Source organism: Citrobacter meridianamericanus (genome assembly GCF_041320245.1).
Taxonomy (GTDB): Bacteria; Pseudomonadota; Gammaproteobacteria; order Enterobacterales; family Enterobacteriaceae; genus Citrobacter; species Citrobacter meridianamericanus.
Map to the genome: position 1 here is coordinate 1,110,619 of NZ_CP101036.1, position 18,736 is coordinate 1,129,354.

17 protein-coding genes and 3 tRNA genes are annotated in these 18,736 nt (G+C 52.3%); 9 read left to right on the plus strand and 11 right to left on the minus strand.

Translation table 11 applies throughout. The features are described from left to right. Nucleotides 1-28: 28 nt before the first annotated feature. Nucleotides 29-1,360 (minus strand): amino-acid N-acetyltransferase, encoded by a 1,332-nt coding sequence (gene argA / locus NMD08_RS05345; protein WP_008785703.1) that lies wholly within the window; start codon nt 1,358-1,360, stop codon nt 29-31. 233 nt (nt 1,361-1,593) lie between these two features. Here argA and amiC point away from each other — a divergent pair, with 233 nt between their 5' ends. Further along, nucleotides 1,594-2,847 carry an N-acetylmuramoyl-L-alanine amidase AmiC gene (gene amiC / locus NMD08_RS05350; protein WP_032937467.1) on the plus strand — a complete coding sequence of 418 codons (1,254 nt, stop codon included), beginning with the start codon at nt 1,594-1,596 and terminating at the stop codon, nt 2,845-2,847. 74 nt (nt 2,848-2,921) lie between these two features. Here the strand turns inward: amiC and NMD08_RS05355 are convergent. The 3 genes from NMD08_RS05355 to NMD08_RS05365 form a co-directional block, all read right to left on the minus strand. Then, nucleotides 2,922-2,998, minus strand: a tRNA-Met gene (locus NMD08_RS05355). Between the two features lie 152 nt (nt 2,999-3,150). Further along, a tRNA-Met gene (locus NMD08_RS05360) sits at nt 3,151-3,227 on the minus strand. A gap of 48 nt (nt 3,228-3,275) precedes the next feature. Next, a tRNA-Met gene (locus NMD08_RS05365) sits at nt 3,276-3,352 on the minus strand. Between the two features lie 205 nt (nt 3,353-3,557). Here NMD08_RS05365 and mltA point away from each other — a divergent pair. Next, nucleotides 3,558-4,655, plus strand: coding sequence for a murein transglycosylase A (mltA, locus tag NMD08_RS05370; RefSeq protein WP_187253140.1), 1,098 nt, complete (start codon nt 3,558-3,560; stop codon nt 4,653-4,655). 108 nt (nt 4,656-4,763) lie between these two features. Then, a complete protein-coding gene (gene tcdA, locus NMD08_RS05375) occupies nt 4,764-5,570 on the plus strand; it encodes a tRNA cyclic N6-threonylcarbamoyladenosine(37) synthase TcdA (RefSeq protein ID WP_151218275.1) in 807 nt (268 codons plus the stop codon). A 44-nt stretch (nt 5,571-5,614) separates the two neighbouring features. Here tcdA and csdE read toward each other — a convergent pair whose 3' ends face one another. Both csdE and csdA read right to left on the minus strand, forming a co-directional pair. Next, entirely contained in the window at nt 5,615-6,058 is a 444-nt protein-coding gene (csdE, locus tag NMD08_RS05380; RefSeq protein WP_252838638.1) for a cysteine desulfurase sulfur acceptor subunit CsdE, read from the minus strand. Next, nucleotides 6,058-7,263 (minus strand): cysteine desulfurase CsdA, encoded by a 1,206-nt coding sequence (csdA, locus tag NMD08_RS05385; RefSeq protein WP_252838639.1) that lies wholly within the window; start codon nt 7,261-7,263, stop codon nt 6,058-6,060. The genes csdE and csdA overlap by 1 nt, the downstream gene beginning before the upstream one ends. A gap of 192 nt (nt 7,264-7,455) precedes the next feature. On the opposite strand from csdA, the gene NMD08_RS05390 reads away from it, so the two are divergent. The 4 genes from NMD08_RS05390 (at nt 7,456) to rlmM (ending at nt 10,475) form a co-directional block, all read left to right on the plus strand. Next, nucleotides 7,456-7,683 carry a YgdI/YgdR family lipoprotein gene (locus NMD08_RS05390; protein WP_151218272.1) on the plus strand — a complete coding sequence of 76 codons (228 nt, stop codon included), beginning with the start codon at nt 7,456-7,458 and terminating at the stop codon, nt 7,681-7,683. Nucleotides 7,684-8,049: 366 nt separating this feature from the next. Further along, entirely contained in the window at nt 8,050-8,967 is a 918-nt protein-coding gene (gene gcvA, locus NMD08_RS05395) for a glycine cleavage system transcriptional regulator GcvA (RefSeq protein WP_151218271.1), read from the plus strand. A 19-nt stretch (nt 8,968-8,986) separates the two neighbouring features. Further along, nucleotides 8,987-9,382, plus strand: coding sequence for a DUF423 domain-containing protein (locus tag NMD08_RS05400; RefSeq protein ID WP_005130969.1), 396 nt, complete (start codon nt 8,987-8,989; stop codon nt 9,380-9,382). Beyond that, nucleotides 9,375-10,475 (plus strand): 23S rRNA (cytidine(2498)-2'-O)-methyltransferase RlmM, encoded by a 1,101-nt coding sequence (rlmM, locus tag NMD08_RS05405; protein WP_003034040.1) that lies wholly within the window; start codon nt 9,375-9,377, stop codon nt 10,473-10,475. The genes NMD08_RS05400 and rlmM overlap by 8 nt, the downstream gene beginning before the upstream one ends. Before the next feature lie 34 nt (nt 10,476-10,509). Here rlmM and fucR read toward each other — a convergent pair whose 3' ends face one another. The 5 genes from fucR to fucP form a co-directional block, all read right to left on the minus strand. Beyond that, the gene (fucR, locus tag NMD08_RS05410; RefSeq protein ID WP_151218270.1) at nt 10,510-11,238 is read right to left on the minus strand and encodes an L-fucose operon activator; all 729 of its coding nucleotides are present in this window, start codon (nt 11,236-11,238) and stop codon (nt 10,510-10,512) included. A 57-nt stretch (nt 11,239-11,295) separates the two neighbouring features. Beyond that, nucleotides 11,296-11,718 carry an L-fucose mutarotase gene (fucU, locus tag NMD08_RS05415; protein WP_187253135.1) on the minus strand — a complete coding sequence of 141 codons (423 nt, stop codon included), beginning with the start codon at nt 11,716-11,718 and terminating at the stop codon, nt 11,296-11,298. 1 nt (nt 11,719) lies between these two features. After that, nucleotides 11,720-13,138, minus strand: coding sequence for an L-fuculokinase (gene fucK, locus NMD08_RS05420; protein WP_252838640.1), 1,419 nt, complete (start codon nt 13,136-13,138; stop codon nt 11,720-11,722). A 105-nt stretch (nt 13,139-13,243) separates the two neighbouring features. Continuing rightward, nucleotides 13,244-15,019, minus strand: coding sequence for an L-fucose isomerase (gene fucI, locus NMD08_RS05425; RefSeq protein WP_151218267.1), 1,776 nt, complete (start codon nt 15,017-15,019; stop codon nt 13,244-13,246). A gap of 31 nt (nt 15,020-15,050) precedes the next feature. Then, a complete protein-coding gene (fucP, locus tag NMD08_RS05430) occupies nt 15,051-16,361 on the minus strand; it encodes an L-fucose:H+ symporter permease (protein ID WP_151218266.1) in 1,311 nt (436 codons plus the stop codon). Between the two features lie 563 nt (nt 16,362-16,924). Here fucP and fucA point away from each other — a divergent pair. Together fucA and fucO are read left to right on the plus strand one after the other, a co-directional pair. After that, on the plus strand, nt 16,925-17,572 hold the full coding sequence (gene fucA, locus NMD08_RS05435; protein ID WP_151218264.1) for an L-fuculose-phosphate aldolase: 648 nt from the start codon (nt 16,925-16,927) through the stop codon (nt 17,570-17,572). Nucleotides 17,573-17,584: 12 nt separating this feature from the next. Further along, nucleotides 17,585-18,733, plus strand: coding sequence for a lactaldehyde reductase (gene fucO, locus NMD08_RS05440; RefSeq protein WP_151224279.1), 1,149 nt, complete (start codon nt 17,585-17,587; stop codon nt 18,731-18,733). Nucleotides 18,734-18,736 lie beyond the last annotated feature (3 nt).

An 18,736-nucleotide genomic window follows, 5' to 3' on the forward strand; every position in this document is an offset into this window, starting at 1 on the left:
GCAGTTGTGCCGTATCCGGCAACGATCACTACCCTAAATCCGCCATCAGCACTTTTGACCGCCGTTGATAGTTGTACATCTCTTTTTTACTTTCCGGCAGCAGGTCGATATCCACCGGCGTGAAGCCTCGCTCCTGGAACCAGTGAATGCTGCGTGTGGTCAGCACGAACAGCTTGCTCAGCCCCATTTGCCGGGCCTGCGCGGCGATTCGCTCCAGCAACACTTCCCCGCGGGACGAACTACGGTAGTCGGGATGCACAGCCACGCATGCCATTTCACCAATCCGCTCTTCCGGGAAAGGGTACAGAGCGGCGCAGGCGATAGTCAGGTTATCGCGCTGAATAATGGTGAATTTGTCGATCTCCATTTCCAGTTGTTCGCGCGAGCGGCGGACCAGAATACCTTGCTGTTCCAGCGGGCGGATAAGCTCCAGAATCCCGCCGATATCGTTAATGGTAGCGCGACGGATCTGCTCGGCGCTTTCCATTACAATCTGCGTCCCGATGCCGTCGCGGGAGAACAGTTCCTGCAGCAAGGCGCCATCTTCCTGATAGCTGATCAGATGGCAGCGGCGTACGCCACTGCGACAGGCTTTCACTGCTCCGCGCAGGAAACGCACCGTACCGGAGCTGTAATCGCCTTTCTCTTCCTGCAACTCAACGCGAGCCTGAGCTTCGTTAGGAAACAACTCGGAAATAATATCGCCATCATCGTTGGTGACACCCTGAGACGAGCAAAAACCGATCATTTTCTCTGCCTTCAGTTTGATAGCCAGCTGCGTGGCGACCTCTTCTGACGTCAGATTAAAGCTTTCACCAGTGACGGAAACGGCGACCGGGCCCATCAGCACAATTGCGCCGCTGTCCAGCTGGCGGTGAATAGCATCTTCATCAATACGACGAATACGCCCGCTATGGCAGTAATCTACGCCGTCATCAACGCCCAGCGGCTGGGAGATAATAAAATTACCACTGACCACATTGATATGCGCCCCCTGCAACGGCGTATTATTCAGGCTCATCGACAGGCGGGCGGTGATATCAAGCTGAAGTAGCCCCGCAGCCTGTTTGACCAGCTCCAGGGTTTTCGCATCGGTGACGCGCGTGTTTTTGTGGTACACCGGCTCATGATGATGCGCCGCAAGATTGGCATCAATCTGCGGTCGAGCGCCATAGACCACGACCAGGCGGATGCCGAGGCTATGAAGAAGACCAATGTCATTGACGATACTGGAAAAGTTTTCATGCTCGATGGCTTCACCGCCCAGCATAATGACAAACGTTTTTCCCCGATGGGTATTGATATAGGGAACAGAATGGCGGAATCCCTGTACCAGTTCGGTTCTACGCTCCTTCACCACGGCACACCCTCATTGCATGATTATTCGTAATTTGTGTATTTTTATTCTGTTTTAGTCCTGTGCGCAAGCGTAATTTTTACTCATGCTGAAGATTTTTATCAGTAATACCGTGAATATAAAAAGAATGTTTACCCTTTTATAGATGACAGATTATGCGTCATTCGCTAAAGTTTCCGGTCAATTCGGACGTTTTACGTATTACTCAATACAGATTTCTTTTGCTCGGGAGAAGCATGTCGGGATCCAACTCAGCAATCAGTCGCCGCCGTTTACTGAAAGGTGCGGGTGCTATGTGGCTTTTAAGCGTCAGCCAGGTTGGTTTGGCTGCCGCGAGTCAGGTCGTTGCCGTACGTATCTGGCCTGCGTCCAGCTATACCCGCGTCACGGTGGAATCTAACCGTCTGCTGAAATACAAACAGTTTGCCCTGAGTAATCCTGAGCGTGTGGTTGTGGATATTGAAGACGTTAATTTGAACTCGGTGCTCAAGGGTATGGGAGCACAGATTCGTCCTGACGATCCGTATATTAAGTCGGCGCGCGTTGGCCAGTTTGATCCAAAGACCGTGCGGATGGTGTTCGAGCTGAAACAGAATGTGAAGCCGCAACTTTTTGCGCTGGCTCCGGTGGCGGGCTTTAAAGAACGTCTGGTGATGGACCTCTATCCTGCAAATGCTCAGGATGTCCAGGATCCGCTGCTGGCATTGCTGGAAGATTACAACAAGGGCGATCTGGATAAACAGGTGCCACCTGCACAAAGTGGCCCGCAGCCGGGTAAAGCGGGGCGCGATCGTCCCATTGTCATTATGTTGGATCCAGGCCACGGCGGAGAAGACTCCGGTGCGGTGGGGAAATACAAGACGCGTGAAAAGGATGTGGTGCTGCAGATTGCCCGCCGCCTGCGAGCCCTCATAGAGAAAGAGGGCAACATGAAGGTCTTTATGACGCGAAATGAAGATATCTTCATTCCGCTTAAAGTCCGCGTGGCGAAAGCGCAGAAGCAGCGCGCAGACCTGTTTGTCTCTATTCACGCCGATGCCTTTACCAGTCGACAGCCCAGCGGTTCGTCGGTGTTTGCGCTCTCGACCAAAGGCGCAACCAGTACCGCTGCGAAATATCTGGCGCAAACCCAGAACGCCTCGGATCTCATCGGTGGCGTTAGCAAGAGCGGCGACCGCTACGTCGACCATACTATGTTCGACATGGTGCAATCCCTGACCATCGCCGACAGCCTGAAGTTTGGTAAAGCGGTATTAAATAAGCTTGGTAAAATCAACAATCTGCATAAGAACCAGGTTGAACAAGCCGGGTTTGCGGTGCTAAAAGCGCCGGATATTCCGTCCATTCTGGTAGAAACAGCGTTTATCAGTAACGTTGAGGAAGAGCGCAAACTCAAAACGGCGACCTTCCAGCAGGAAGTTGCAGAGTCGATTCTGGCGGGGATTAAAGCCTACTTTGCCGATGGGGCGACGCTGGCGAGAAGGGGATAACAAAAAAGCGCTGAAAAGCGCTTTTTTTACGGATTGCAGATACAAAAAAACACCCGTTAAGGTGTTTAATGTGTTGGTTGCGGGGGCCGGATTTGAACCGACGACCTTCGGGTTATGAGCCCGACGAGCTACCAGGCTGCTCCACCCCGCGTCCGTCTTTTTGCTTCGTATTTCAAACCACATCTGCGTTGGCTTTCCTCTTTCACCTCAGTCACTTACTGGAGTAAGCTCCTAAGGATTCACTGCGTCGCCGCCTTGCTGTGATTTGAACTACTATGCAAAAATATTACATCAGATTTTAATTGGTTGCGGGGGCCGGATTTGAACCGACGACCTTCGGGTTATGAGCCCGACGAGCTACCAGGCTGCTCCACCCCGCGTCCGTCATTACTCTTCCATCGAGTAACGTTACTGCTTCTGATTTTAATTGGTTGCGGGGGCCGGATTTGAACCGACGACCTTCGGGTTATGAGCCCGACGAGCTACCAGGCTGCTCCACCCCGCGTCCGTGGATGCGCACTATACTCTGCTAATGATTTCATGCAACCCTTTTTTCACCCTGATCACGTTTTTAGGGTGAAAATGAACAAAAACAACGCATTCTGGATTGTTTTTTGCGCAAAATTTGCGTTCGGATAGGTATACGCATTTCATTAGGTTCGGGGGTTTGTTATCTTCGTCTCGCATTCAGGCAACATAAGACGAGAACAATGAAAGGACGTTGGGCAAAATATCTTCTGGCGGGAGTAGTAGTCGCGATGCTCGCCGCGTGTTCCTCAAAACCCACCGATCGTGGGCAGCAGTATAAAGACGGGAAATTTACCCAGCCTTTCTCACTGGTGAATCAACCTGATGCGGTTGGTGCGCCAATTAATGCCGGTGATTTCGCCGAGCAGGTTAATCAAATTCGCAGCGCATCGCCACGTTTGTACGGTAACCAGAGCAACGTTTACAACGCTATCCAGCAATGGCTACGTGCGGGCGGCGATACGCGCAGTATGCGCCAGTTTGGTATCGATGCCTGGCAAATGGAAGGGGCGGACAACTACGGTAACGTCCAGTTTACGGGCTACTACACGCCGGTAATCCAGGCGCGCCATACGCGTCAGGGCGAATTTCAGTACCCTATCTATCGCATGCCGCCAAAACGTGGGCGCTTACCCAGCCGTGCCGAGATTTATGCGGGTGCCCTGAGCGACAATTATATTCTGGCGTACAGCAACTCCCTGATGGATAACTTCATTATGGATGTTCAGGGCAGTGGTTACATCGATTTTGGCGATGGCAGCCCGCTGAACTTCTTTAGCTATTCCGGGAAAAACGGTCACGCCTATCGCAGTATCGGGAAGGTACTTATCGACCGTGGTGAAGTGAAAAAAGAAGATATGTCGATGCAGGCCATTCGTCATTGGGGTGAAACCCACAGCGAAGCCGAAGTGCGTGAGCTGCTGGAGCAGAACCCATCGTTTGTCTTCTTTAAACCGCAATCTTTTGCGCCGGTCAAAGGGGCCAGCGCGGTACCGCTGATTGGTCGCGCATCCGTGGCTTCTGACCGCAGCATCATTCCTGCGGGCACAACGTTACTCGCGGAAGTTCCCTTACTGGACAATAACGGCAAGTTTACCGGCCAGTACGAACTGCGCCTGATGGTGGCGTTGGATGTGGGCGGGGCGATTAAAGGGCAACACTTCGATATTTACCAGGGCATTGGAGCCGACGCTGGACATCGTGCGGGGTGGTATAATCACTACGGTCGTGTGTGGGTACTGAAAACCGCGCCGGGTGCGGGTAACGTGTTCAGCGGTTAATTGCCGGATAGTGCTGTGCTTATCCGGCCTGGATTATTAAGTAGGCCTGATAAGGCGCAGCCGCCATCAGGCAGTCATATTGCTCGGTATTAATGAATTTGAGGTGTTATGTCTGTGGTTATAAGTGATGCCTGGCGTCAGCGTTTTGGCGGTACGGCGCGTCTGTATGGCGAAAATGCGCTGCAACTGTTTGCCCAATCGCACGTTTGTGTGGTCGGGATTGGCGGCGTGGGATCCTGGGCGGCGGAAGCACTGGCGCGCACCGGCATTGGCGCCATTACGCTCATTGATATGGATGATGTGTGCGTCACCAATACTAACCGCCAGATCCATGCTCTACGCGATAACGTTGGTTTAGCAAAAGCTGAGGTGATGGCGGAACGTATCCGCCAGATTAACCCAGAGTGCCGGGTTAACGTGGTCGATGATTTTGTTACGCCGGACAACGTTGCAGAATATATGAACGCGGGATTTTCGTATGTCATTGATGCGATTGATAGCGTGCGTCCAAAAGCGGCGCTGATCGCTTACTGCCGGCGTAACAAAATCCCGCTGGTGACGACCGGTGGTGCGGGCGGGCAGATCGACCCGACACAAATACAGGTCGTTGATTTGGCAAAAACCATCCAGGATCCGCTGGCGGCCAAACTACGTGAGCGGCTGAAAAGCGATTTTGGCGTGGTGAAAAACAGCAAAGGCAAACTGGGCGTGGATTGTGTGTTCTCGACCGAAGCGCTGGTTTACCCGCAAGCAGATGGCTCTGTATGTGCGATGAAAGCGACGGCTGAAGGGCCGAAACGTATGGATTGTGCATCCGGATTTGGCGCGGCCACGATGGTGACCGCTACCTTTGGTTTTGTTGCCGTTTCACACGCACTGAAGAAGATGATGGCGAAAGCGGCGCGTCAGCATTGAGTTTGATATGCCGGATGGTGACTTCGCTCTCCGGCAAACAACCCTCAAATTTGTCGGGCAACCTCAAAAATCGCCTCGTTCAGGGCATGCAGCCCCTGGCTACGCGAGGCGCTGAGCTGCGTGCGTAAACCCAGCTCGTCAAATAATGCCATTGGCGAATGCGCCAGTAACTCGGTGGCCGTTTTACCTTCGACGGCCGTGAGTAAGACGGCCAACAGCCCGCGCACAATGCGACCTTCGCTATCGCCGAAGAAATGCAGAGTGCCATTCTCATGAAGGCTATGCCCCAGCCAGACGCGGTTTTCGCAGCCCGCAATCTCTTTGGCCTGAGCTTTTAGCGCATCCGGAAGCGCAGGAAGCTGCTTCCCCAGCAGAATCAACTGGCGATATTTATCTTCCCATTGGGTGAGCGGGATAAAGATATTGCGCAATGTCTCTTCAGTTACGGTTGTGCCAAACGGGTGTCCGGCGAACAGAGGGCTTGTCATTAATCCACCAATATTTCCAGGGCGCGGTCAACGGCTGCGACCAACGCTTCCACATCATTTTGCGTATTATAAGGTGCAAATGAGGCGCGTAGCGTCCCGGATACGCCCAGTTCTGACAGCAGAGGCTGAGCGCAGTGTTGTCCTGCACGCAGCGCAATACCATATTCGGCCAGCAACGTCACCATGTCGCTGTGATGAACACCTGCGAAATCAAAGGATAACAGACTGGAGTCCTGGCAGCGGAAGGACCGAAAACCGGGGCGTTTCGCCAGCGCATCTTCTGCCAGCGTCGCCAGACCACGGCTCCAGTTTTCAGCCTGTGCAGCATCAATGTCATCCAGCCATTCGAGCGCTGCGCTTAGCCCGATAACGCCAGCAACGTTAGGCGTCCCGGCCTCAAGCTTCCATGGCGCAGCCTGAGTGGTGAAACCGTCAAAACTGACTTCACTAATCATCTTACCGCCGCCGAGCCAGGGGGACATGGCTTTCAGCAGTTCCGGTTTTCCGTACAGCACGCCAATGCCAGTGGGGCCGTACAGCTTGTGGCCCGAGAACGCATAGAAATCAATATCTAACTGCTGAACGTCGGCGGGAAAATGGACAATCCCCTGAGCGCCATCGACCATCACCACCATCCCAGTCGCATGGGCGAGCGTAATGGCGCGGACCAGGTCCGGACACCCCCCGGTGACGTTCGACATCTGTCCGAGCGCCAGAATGCGGCTGCGTGGGGTGATGAGTTGCGCGAGGCGCTCAACGTCTGGCAAGAACTGGGCGTTGAGCGGCAGTCTGACGACCTTAGCCCCCGTTTGTTGCGCAACCATTAGCCAGGGAACGAGGTTGGCATGATGTTCCGCCACGCTAACGATAATTTCATCGCCCGGTTGTAAACGCGGCCGCGCATAGCTTTGGGCAACCATATTGATAGCTTCCGTCGTGCCACGGGTCCAGACGATTGTTTTGTCATCCGGCGCGTTAATCAGCCGTGCGACTTTTTCCCGCGCGGCTTCATAGCGAGCGGTCAGGCGCTGTGCTTCGGTAAACTGGCTGCGATGGACGTTCCCGGCGCTGAGGCTATAAAACTGATGGGTGGCCTCAATTACCGCCTGCGGCTTCAGCGCTGTGGCAGCGCTGTCGAGATAAACGCCTGCATCGTTGAGTGCGGGAAATTGTGCGCGAAACTGCGCGGGGTTAAAAGCGTTCATGGTATTCCTCAGTTCAGTAACCCGATCGTGGCGCAAAAAGGGCGCTGATACAAGGGTTGTGCTAACCATCGGAATACTCTGGATATCCTGGCAAAGTCTGCGTAGTGTCTTATGCTAATTAGCGTTAGGCTAGCAATTTAGCCTGTTACGGAGTGTGTTTTTAATAGCATAAATCGCTTTAAGGAGAAGAAGATGAAAAAGACTGCCGCAATTATCTCTGCTTGTATGCTGACTTTTGCCCTGAGCGCCTGTTCCGGTTCGAATTACGTGATGCACACCAACGATGGTCGAACGATCGTATCTGATGGTAAGCCACAGACCGATAATGATACGGGGATGATTTCGTATAAAGACGCTAATGGCAACAAACAGCAGATTAACCGTACCGATGTGAAAGAGATGGTTGAGCTGGATAACTAACCGGTCGTCGTCCATCGACAAAGCGTCTGACAAAAAAAAGCACCGCAATTTGGCGGTGCTACATTAATCACTATGGACAGACAGGGTAAATGTACAGGAAGTGAAAAAGGGTAGCTTTGCTACCATGGTCTGAATCGCAGACCAATTGCAAACACAACAACACAACATCACAACCGTAAGCCAAAAGCCCACCAGAACACGCATTCCGATAAAACTTTTCGTTCCGGCTTCAGGAAGTGCCGCCACTATAGGTATTTGCTGGTAGAACCTCAACGGACAATTTATAATGGCTCAGATAAAAAAAACTAATAGGTTACACCCTGTTAGCTAATTGTTAAATTGATTTAACATCAAAGCCTAAAAGTCATGTCAAAACGATTACCACCCTTAAATGCGTTGCGTGTTTTTGATGCTGCAGCGCGTCATTTGAGCTTTACGCGCGCAGCAGAAGAGCTTTTTGTGACGCAGGCCGCAGTAAGTCATCAAATCAAGTCACTCGAGGATTTCCTGGGGCTGAAGCTGTTTCGTCGACGCAATCGATCTTTACTGTTAACGGAAGAAGGCCAAAGCTACTTCCTCGACATCAAAGAGATTTTTTCGCAATTAACCGACGCGACGCGTAAACTTCAGGCACGCAGTGCAAAAGGCGCGCTTACGGTTAGTTTATTGCCCAGTTTTGCGATCCAATGGCTGGTGCCCAGACTCTCTAGCTTTAATTCAGCTTATCCGGGAATCGATGTCAGGATCCAGGCGGTGGACCGTCAGGAAGACAAACTGGCTGATGATGTTGATGTGGCGATTTTCTACGGACGAGGCAACTGGCCGGGTCTGCGCGTTGAAAAATTGTACGCAGAATATTTATTGCCGGTCTGCTCGCCGCTATTACTTACCGGTGATAAACCGTTAAAGACACCCGAAGATTTGGCAAAACACACACTGTTGCACGATGCCTCGCGCCGCGACTGGCAGGCTTATACGCGCCAGCTTGGCCTGAACCACATTAACGTACAGCAGGGACCCATCTTCAGCCATAGCGCCATGGTGCTCCAGGCTGCTATCCATGGACAGGGAATTGCGTTGGCTAATAACGTCATGGCGCAGTCCGAGATTGAAGCCGGACGTCTGGTCTGTCCGTTTAATGATGTTCTGGTCAGCAAAAACGCATTTTATCTGGTTTGTCATGACAGTCAGGCAGAACTGGGTAAAATAGCCGCCTTTCGTCAGTGGATTCTGGCGAAAGCGGCCACGGAACAAGAAAAATTCCGCTTTCGTTATGAACAATAATTTTACGTAGGGTATTCACATGACCAGCCGTTTTATGCTGATTTTTGCCGCCATCAGTGGCTTTATCTTTGTGGCGCTGGGCGCCTTTGGGGCACATGTTCTGAGTAAAACCCTCGGTGTCGTTGAAATGGGGTGGATCCAGACTGGCCTCGAATATCAGGCTTTTCACACGCTGGCCATCTTTGGCCTGGCCGTCGCCATGCAGCGACGCATTAGCATTTGGTTTTACTGGAGTAGCGTGTTTCTGGCATTAGGAACGGTGCTGTTTAGCGGCAGCCTTTATTGCCTCGCGCTCTCTCATTTACGCCTGTGGGCGTTTGTTACCCCCGTTGGCGGCTTCAGTTTCCTTGTGGGTTGGGCGCTGATGCTAGTGGGTGCTATTCGATTGAAACGTAAGGGCGTTAGCCATGAATAAGGTAGTACTGTTGTGTCGCCCGGGTTTTGAAAAAGAGTGCGCCGCAGAAATTACGGATAAAGCAGGACGTCGGGAAATCTTCGGGTTTGCCCGGGTGAAAGATAATGCGGGTTACGTCATCTTCGAATGTTATCAGCAGGACGATGCCGAAAAGCTCGTGAAAGAGTTGCCGTTTAGCTCGCTGATTTTTGCCCGTCAAATGTTTGTGGTGGGAGAGTTGCTGCAATATTTGCCGCCGGAAGACCGCATTACGCCGATTGTCGGCATGTTGCAGGGCGTGGTGGAGAAAGGTGGTGATCTGCGTGTCGAAGTTGCTGACACCAATGAAAGCAAAGAGCTGGTGAAATTTTGCCGTAAATTTACCGTACCGCTACGTGCGGCACTGCGCGAAGCGGGCGTGCTGGCAAAGTATGAAACGCCAAAACGTCCGGTGGTTCACGTCTTCTTTATCGCACCTGGCTGTTGCTATACCGGCTATTCCTGGCCTGACAATAACTCTCCGTTCTACATGGGGATTCCGCGTCTGAAGTTCCCGGCGGATGCGCCGAGCCGATCAACGCTGAAGCTGGAAGAAGCGCTGCACGTGTTTATCCCTGCCGATGAGTGGGATGAGCGTCTGGCTAACGGAATGTATGCGGTGGATTTAGGAGCGTGTCCTGGCGGTTGGACTTATCAGTTGGTTAAACGCAACATGTGGGTTTATTCCGTGGATAATGGCCCGATGGCGCAAAGCCTGATGGATACCGGACAAGTTACCTGGCTGCGTGAAGACGGATTTAAGTATCGCCCAAACCGCAACAACATTTCGTGGATGGTGTGCGACATGGTGGAGAAACCCGCAAAGGTTGCCGCCCTGATGGCGCAGTGGCTGGTCAACGGCTGGTGTCGTGAGACGATCTTCAACCTCAAACTGCCGATGAAAAAACGCTACGAAGAGGTGTCGCAAAACCTGGCTTACATTCAGGCTCAGCTTGACGAGCATGGCGTAAATGCCCAGATTCAGGCGCGTCAGCTGTACCATGATCGTGAAGAAGTAACCGTACACGTGCGCCGTCTGTGGGCTGCCGTCGGTGGTCGTCGCGACGAGCGATAAGTTAACATTGCAGGCCGGATGAAGCGTCAACGTCTTATTCGGCCTGAATTGTTTCAATCAGCGGCGTATCTGAAACGATATGCGTCACGTCATCCAGATGCCCAATCCGGGCCTCCCCCGAACGATTAAACTTACTTTTATCGATCAGCAATAAAGATTGTGCTGAGCGCTTAAGCAGAATGGACTTGAAGTCGGCGTTGGTGGCATTGGAGTCCCAGAGCGCACCGTCGTTGTCGATCCCCTCACAGGAAAAAATAAACAGGTCAATCTCAAGAGATTTGAGCTGCGAGATGAGCGAGGAGTTAACGTAGCAACCGTATTTTCGCTCAAGGCGACCGCCGGAGCTGATGAGTTGAATGTGTTCACGCTTAGCCAATTCCTGGCAAATGGGCTGGCTGTTGGTAAAAACGTGAATGTTGATGTCCGGTAGCTGTCGCGCCAGGTACCAGCATGTTGAGCTGGCGTCTAAGGCTATCACCATACCTTCTTCGATCCATGCCAGCGCTTCGCGGGCAATATCCGCTTTGTGGGCATAGTGGCTTTTGAGTCGCATATGAAACGGATCGCCGCTGTCCTTGTTTTCCCGGTGAATAACTTTCGCCCGCCCGTGATTACGTAGCACTTTTCCCTGGGTCTGTAACTCACTGAGATCGCGGCGGATGGTCTCTTTGCTGACGTTCAGTTGCAACGCCAGAGCTTCGGTTGTCAGGCTTTTATGGTTAGTAAGCAGATCTACGATTGCCTGCTGGCGCGCCGCTTTCATGTTCTGATCCTCATTATATGATGAATGCCCGTACCAGACGGGCATTCTGACCAGAGATTACGGCGTTACCCCTTTTTTTAAAAGAATATTCCCGTACTTTGCCCGCTCTCCTGTGATAACGATCGCAAACGCCTTTTGTGCGCGTTCATAGAAGGCGTAGCGATCAATACGCGTAATGTCCGGGCAAGGGGTCTGTAGTGAAAGCGCCTGACGGTAGCGAGCCTCGACGTCAGGATCGAGGGCGTCTCCTTCAACAGCGGCCATCATCACCAGCGGTGGGGCATAGCTGTCCAGTTCAAAGAGTGGAATAACCGCCTGCAGCAGGTCGCTGACTATCAGGCCGTCAGCGCGAATAACCTGCGGCCCCATGCTGTGGGCCGGGAAGTGGGCATCGGAAAAGATAATCTCATCGCCGTGGCCCATTTCAGCCAGCACCTTCAGCAGGTCGGGCGAAATTAAGGGAGATATCGTTTTGAGCATGTTACTCGACTCCTGTGAGTTCGGATTCGGTTTGCGGATAAAAGTAACGGTACTGATACCGCACCTGCGCGCGCGCCTGTTCGGGAGAGGTAAATTCCCCGATGCCTGACCAGGCAAACATCGCGGCGCCCGCTACGGTGGTTTCGGCATCATCCAGCACTTTGACCGGGATTTTGAGCACGTTCGCTTTGATCTGATTCCACAATGCGTTGCGGCTTCCCCCGCCAACCAAAAGCAGCTCTGTCGCCTGGAAGTGACCGATTTTTTCCAGCGTGTGCAGATTTCGCTGCAGTTGTTCTGTCAGACCTTCCAGCGCGGCGCGATAGAAGTGTCCGCGGGTAGTATTGAGGGTGACGCCTTGCCAGCCCGCATTTTGACAGGCCAGCAGGTCGCAGTGCATCTTCACGCCTTCGGCACCTGCCGGGATTGCCCTGGCTTCGTCAATCAGGGTTTGCCATGGGGTATCAGCAGTCCACAACAACTTGCGTACCCATTCGAGGACACCGGAAGCCAGCCACTGCATACCGGGATTATTCAGTCCGGGCTGGCTATCCAGTTCACAGGTTGAACCCGCATAATGGCTAAGCTGGGAGGTATCCACCTGCGCGCTGCGCACCATCAGAATTTCCCATGTACCGGAGGAGAGCACCGGTTCATTTGGCTGGGCTCCAGCGCCAAATAGCGCAAACTGCGTGTCGTGTCCGGCAGATATGACCGGAATACCCGCCTTAAGCCCAAGCAGGCTGGCGGCCTCCTGTTGCAGAACGCCTATCTGTTCTCCCGCTTCAACCAAACGTGGGAACAGACGGCGCGGTATACCCGTTGCCTGTAAGATGTCATGACTAAAATCGCGCTGCTGGATGTCCAGCATCTGGCTGGTGCCCGCCATGGTGATATCGGTAGTGAACTCGCCGGTTAAACGGTGGTTAATGAGCGACGAGATGAATAGCCAGGCGTGCGCCTGTTCCAGTAGTTGCGGATGGTTTTCTTTTAGCCAAACCAGTTTATACAGTGTGTTGAAGCTAAACGCGCCGACGCCGGAAATTTCCTGCAGCTGCTGCGGTGACATGTAGCGGTGGATATTCTCCATTACCGCCGTGGTGCGTGGGCATTTCCAGCTGATCACCGGATAGAGTTGTTTGCCATTTTTATCAACCAACGCGCCGTCTACGCCAAAGGTGGTGACGGCGATCGCACGAACCTGGCAGGCGGCCAGTTGCGCAGAGAGCCGCTGACTGCAGTCGGCAAAACGTTGCAGAATGGCCTCCAGCGACCACTGATGCCAGGTGCTGTTTTCAGCAGCGATGTCACTGGCGTTTGGGGTCGACGCACGAGCGACAATCTTTCCCTGTCGGTCAACGGCGATAGCCCGTACGTTGGTCGCGCCACAGTCGAGGACCAGGATAACGTCTTGTTTCATAAAAACTCCTGAAACGTTGCCGGATGATGGGGTTAAAGCCGTATCCGGCCTACAAAAGCCACTGCTGTAAGGCCCGGTAAGCTTGCGCCACCGGGCTGAGTCGCATTAACGCTTATAAAGCGGGCCATAGTTCTGGCAGGCGCGGTAATCCTGGCCTTCAGTGTCCATACCATGGGCAGCCCAGGAGGAAGGACGGTAAATTTTCTCATCGATCACGTTGTGCATACACACCGGGATACGCAGCATGGCGGCAAGAGTGATAAAGTCCGCACCCACGTGACCAATCGTCAGTACGCCGTGGTTTGCGCCCCAGTTAGCCATCACGGAATAGACATCGCTGAATGGACCTTTACCGGTTAAGCGCGGGGCAAACCAGGTGGTCGGCCAGGTGGAGTTGGTGCGCGCATCAAGCTGGTCATGCATGTCTTTCGGCAATTCTACGCTCCAACCTTCGGCGATTTGCAGCACCGGTCCCAGGCCCTTGATGATGTTGATGCGGGTCATGGTGAACGGCACGCCGCCTTCGGTCAGGAAGCGAGAAGAGTAGCCGCCCCCACGGAAGTATTCGTGAATAGCAGGACACCATTCGGTTGCCGCCAGGCAATCATCCGCTTCTTTCTGCGAGATTTCCCAGTGCGGTTTCATGGTTGGTTTCCCTTCGCCGTCGCGCTGTTTGCAGGAGCCGTCCAGCGCTGCGGATCCGGAGTTAATCAGGTGAATGATGCCGTGCTCAGCAAGGCCGGTCAGCGGTTTACCCGTGACGCGTTCAACCGCCTCTGGCGACCAGTAGGTACGCACATCGGCAAAGACCTGCGCCGTGCCAGTAAGTTGATGACCGAACAGCATCGCTACGCCGTTCAGGCTGTCATTTTCGGTGGCGACAACAAACGGTTCACGTATCCCATTCCAGTCAAAAGAGCTGTTGAGCAACGCTTCGGCGGTGTCACCATTCGGATATTGATCCGTCCAGTGACGTTGACCCTGAAAGCCTGCGGCAATCGCGTTGTAACCCAGAGATTCTTCGACCAGACCTTTGTCTGCCAGCTTCTGGTTACCCTGCATCATGTCGCGAATGCACATGGCCATCAGCAGACTCTCTTTCAGCACCGCGCGGCTCTGTTCTGCATTGCGTTTATATTGCTGCGCGTTCTGATCCTCGCCGTAGCGGAAGTTTTTGTCCGCCCACGCCAGCGCCATTTCCAGCTCGGTTTCATCATATATTTTCTGGTCAATACGACGACGCAACTCGGTCATATCCACCGCCTGCACCTTCATGCCCAGCCAGGATTCAAAGAAGTTATGGTCGACGATAGAACCTGCAATACCCATAGACACGCCACCGACAGACAGATAGCTTTTGCCTTTCATATTGGCAACGGCTAAGCCCGCGCGGGCAAAGCGCAGCAGTTTTTCTTCAACATCAGCAGGAATCGAGGTGTCGTCCGCGTCTTGTACGTCATGACCATAAATGGAGAACGCAGGAAGACCTTTCTGGTTGTGGGCTGCCAACGCGGCCGCCAGATAAACGGCCCCCGGACGTTCCGTGCCGTTGAAGCCCCAGATAGCTTTCGGGCGCATCGGGTCCATGTCGATGGTTTCGCTCCCATAGCACCAGCATGGGGTAACGGTAATTGTCACGCCCACGTTTTGACTGCTGAATTTTTCTTCACAAGCGGCAGATTCAGCCATCCCGGCGATGCAGGTGTCGGCAACCACACATTCAATTTGTGCGCCACAGGCATGCCGAAGTTTTTCCGTGATCAGCGTGGCGGTGGCTTTAGCCATATTCATGGTTTGTTCTTCGAGGGACTCACGTACACCCATACGACGTCCGTCAATAACCGGGCGAATACCAATTTTTGGTAAGCTGATTTTTTTCATCACAGATTCCTCACGTTATTCGGATAAATATTTAGTTGGCTGCCGTTTGTGAGCGGAAGCGGGCAAAAATAAAGATGATGGCGAAGCAAAGTGCTGGGACCAGTTCTGCTGTAGGGATATTGCCAGCGGCGTCGCTGACAAAACCCATTACAGGCGTCACAATGCCGCCGCCAATAATGGTCATGACAATAAAAGACGAGCCGTATTTAGTGTCCTGTCCCAGGTTTTTGATCCCCAAAGAGAAAATGGTTGGATACTGAATCGACATAAATGCGCTGCATAACGTCAGAGCCAACAGGCCGATTTGACCACCGGTGAAGGCGGAAATCAGGCACAAGACCATGGCGAGCAGGGCATAAGCGGCCAGCACTTTATGCGGCGCGAAGCGGCTGATAAGCCATGTGCCGGAGAAACGACCGATAAAAAAGCACACCATGGTGCCGGTCAGATAGTTAGCGGCGAAACCTGGGGTCATGCCAGGGATCTCTTCGATAGCGTAACGGATCAGGTAGCTCCAGCAGGCAGTTTGCGCGCCGACGTAGCAGAATTGCGCCAGCACAGCCCAACGCCAGTGACGAATACGCACCAGACGGGAAAGGGATGCGGAGAATGAACTCTGAGCGTTGTCACTGTGGTCGTCACTTTGCAGGGTCGGAAATTTTGTAAACATAATCAGCAGGGCGACCAGTAAAACGACCGCGACGATGATCATATAAGGGGTTTGTACCGATAAAACCAGGCTGTGCTTGTAGGCACTCAGTTGTTCCGGAGCCATTTTATCGAGTACGTCCTGAGATTGATGCGGCACATTAGACAAAATAAGACTTTGCCCAAAAACGACCGCAATAATGGCACCAAATGAGTTAAAAGTTTGTGCCAGATTGAGTCGGAAGTGGCCGCCGCTTTCCGGGCCCAGTACCGTTACAAACGGGTTGGCTGCAGTTTCAAGGCAACCTAAACCAGCAGCGATAATAAATAAACCAATCAGGAACAGGGTGTAATTCATTACCTCGGCTGCGGGCCAGAATAATGCCGCGCCGACGGCGTATAAAAATAGTCCGGTAATAATCCCTGCTTTGTAACTTAATTTTTTCATCAGGATCCCTGCCGGGATTGGAATGATGAAATAACCAAAATAAAAAGCAGATTGAATCAGGCCAGCTTGAAAGTTAGTCAGTGTAAAAGCTTGCTGAAACTGTGGTAATAAGATGTCATTAAGATTATTAGCAACAGCCCAAAGAAAAAACAGAGAGCAGAGTAACGCGAAGGGAATGACATAATTTTTTGTCTGCCCCCGGTCTACTGCACGAAAACTTTGCGTTTGTATTGATGTGTTTCCCATAGCATCCTCATCAGTTCATAAGCATGTTCAACAGCTTAAGAGTAAGGCGGGTGATTTCACCAACCTGCTAATCCAGGTGAGTTCCGGTAATCTGCCAGCCAGAATTGGCCTTCACAAATGAACTCATGAATTCATTTTCAAATAAAAAACGGCTATTAATATGATGACGGTCACACTTATGCTCAGGGCGCGAGTTTATGTGATTATCATCACTTTAATTTCTGTAAAATAATGACCGTTTGAGAAATAAGTTATTAAAACCCACAGAGTAAATGCCCGAATTAATTAGTTGGGAAGAAAACGGGCAGCTTTAACAAATTATTCGCAAATGACCGTTTTATAATGCTTTCATTAAGAACGGACATTTTTACAATATGATATTTATCCTGCTTTTTTTTTATTCTGTGTTATTAGTTGATGAAGGTCACAAAATCCAGTGCTAAAAATTCCCTTCTCTTTATTCAGCATGATGATAGTTAGCAAATAGCCGCCTAATTCAACAGAGCGCCGAGGTATTAGCAATGTTCTGTTGTCGCATTTTGACTCACTGAGAGAGGTAAGTAATGGAACGAAATACGCTGGCACGGCAGATTATCGATACCTGCCTGGAAATGACCCGTCTGGGGTTGAATCAGGGGACTGCGGGTAACGTAAGCGTGCGCTTTCAGGACGGGATGTTAATTACCCCGACGGGCATTCCATATGAAAAACTCACTGAATCCCACATTGTCTATATCAATGCTGAGGGACAGCACGAAGAAGGGAAGTTACCTTCCAGCGAGTGGCGGTTCCATATGGCAGCCTATCAAACACGTCCGGATGCTCAGGCGGTGGTTCATAACCACGCCGTACATTGCACGGCTGTTTCTATTCTCAATCGTCCAATCCCGGCAATCCATTACATGATTGCGGCGGCGGGGGGAAACTCTATTCCGTGTGCGCCTTATGCGACGTTTGGCACACGAGAGCTGTCAGAGCACGTTGCGGTAGCGTTGAAAAACCGTAAAGCGACGCTGTTGCAACATCATGGTCTGATCGCTTGTGAAGAAAATCTGGAAAAAGCTCTGTGGTTAGCCCATGAAGTGGAAGTGCTGGCGCAGCTTTATCTCAGTACGCTGGCGATCACCGATCCGGTTCCAGTGCTGGACGACGAGGCTATCGCTATTGTGCTGGAAAAATTCAAAACATATGGATTGCGTATTGAAGAATAGGAGATAAATACGATGGCGAACAGAATGATTCTGAACGAAACGGCATGGTTTGGCCGGGGAGCTGTTGGCGCATTAACCGATGAAGTTATCCGTCGCGGTTATCGCAAAGCGTTGATTGTGACAGATAAAAATCTGCTGCAGTGCGGCGTTGTCGATAAGGTGACTTCCCGAATGGATGCTGCAGGTCTGGCATGGGAAATCTATGCTGGCGTTATTCCTAATCCAACCATTGCAGTGGTGCAGGAAGGATTGGGGGTTTTTCAGCGAAGTGGCGCAGACTATCTGATTGCCATCGGCGGAGGCTCCCCGCAGGATACCTGTAAGGCGATTGGCATTATCAATAATAATCCTGAGTTTGCCGATGTACGCAGCCTTGAAGGGTTATCACCGACGCGTAGCCCGAGTGTGCCGGTTATGGCTATCCCAACCACCGCGGGAACGGCGGCAGAAGTGACCATTAACTATGTGATCACTGACGAAGAAAATCGGCGTAAGTTTGTTTGTGTTGATCCACATGACATCCCACAGGTGGCGTTCATCGATGCTGACATGATGGACGGCATGCCTGCTGCGTTAAAAGCCGCGACCGGCGTGGATGCACTGACGCATGCTATTGAAGGATACATCACGCGGGCGGCGTGGGCGTTGACCGATGCGCTGCACATCAAAGCCATTGAAATTATTGCCGGGGCATTACGCGGTTCGGTTGCAGGTGAGAGCCAGGCAGGTGAAGCAATGGCGCTGGGCCAGTACGTAGCCGGGATGGGCTTTTCAAACGTCGGTCTGGGGCTAGTGCATGGCATGGCACATCCGTTAGGTGCGTTTTATAACACGCCGCATGGCGTAGCGAATGCTATTTTGCTGCCGCACGTGATGCACTACAACGCCGAATTCACCGGAGATAAATTCCGCGATATCGCCCGGGTGATGGGGGTTAAGGTTGAAGGATTAACGTTGACAGAAGCGCGGAAAGCAGCAGTGGATGCCGTCTTTGCGCTTAACCGCGATGTAGGGATCCCCCTGCACTTACGCGACGTTGGTGTACGTAAAGAGGATATACCTGCGCTGGCGCAAGCGGCATTAGACGATGTTTGTACCGGTGGAAACCCGCGTGAAGCGAGTCTTGGTGATATCGTCGAGCTGTACCATACTGCCTGGTAATCA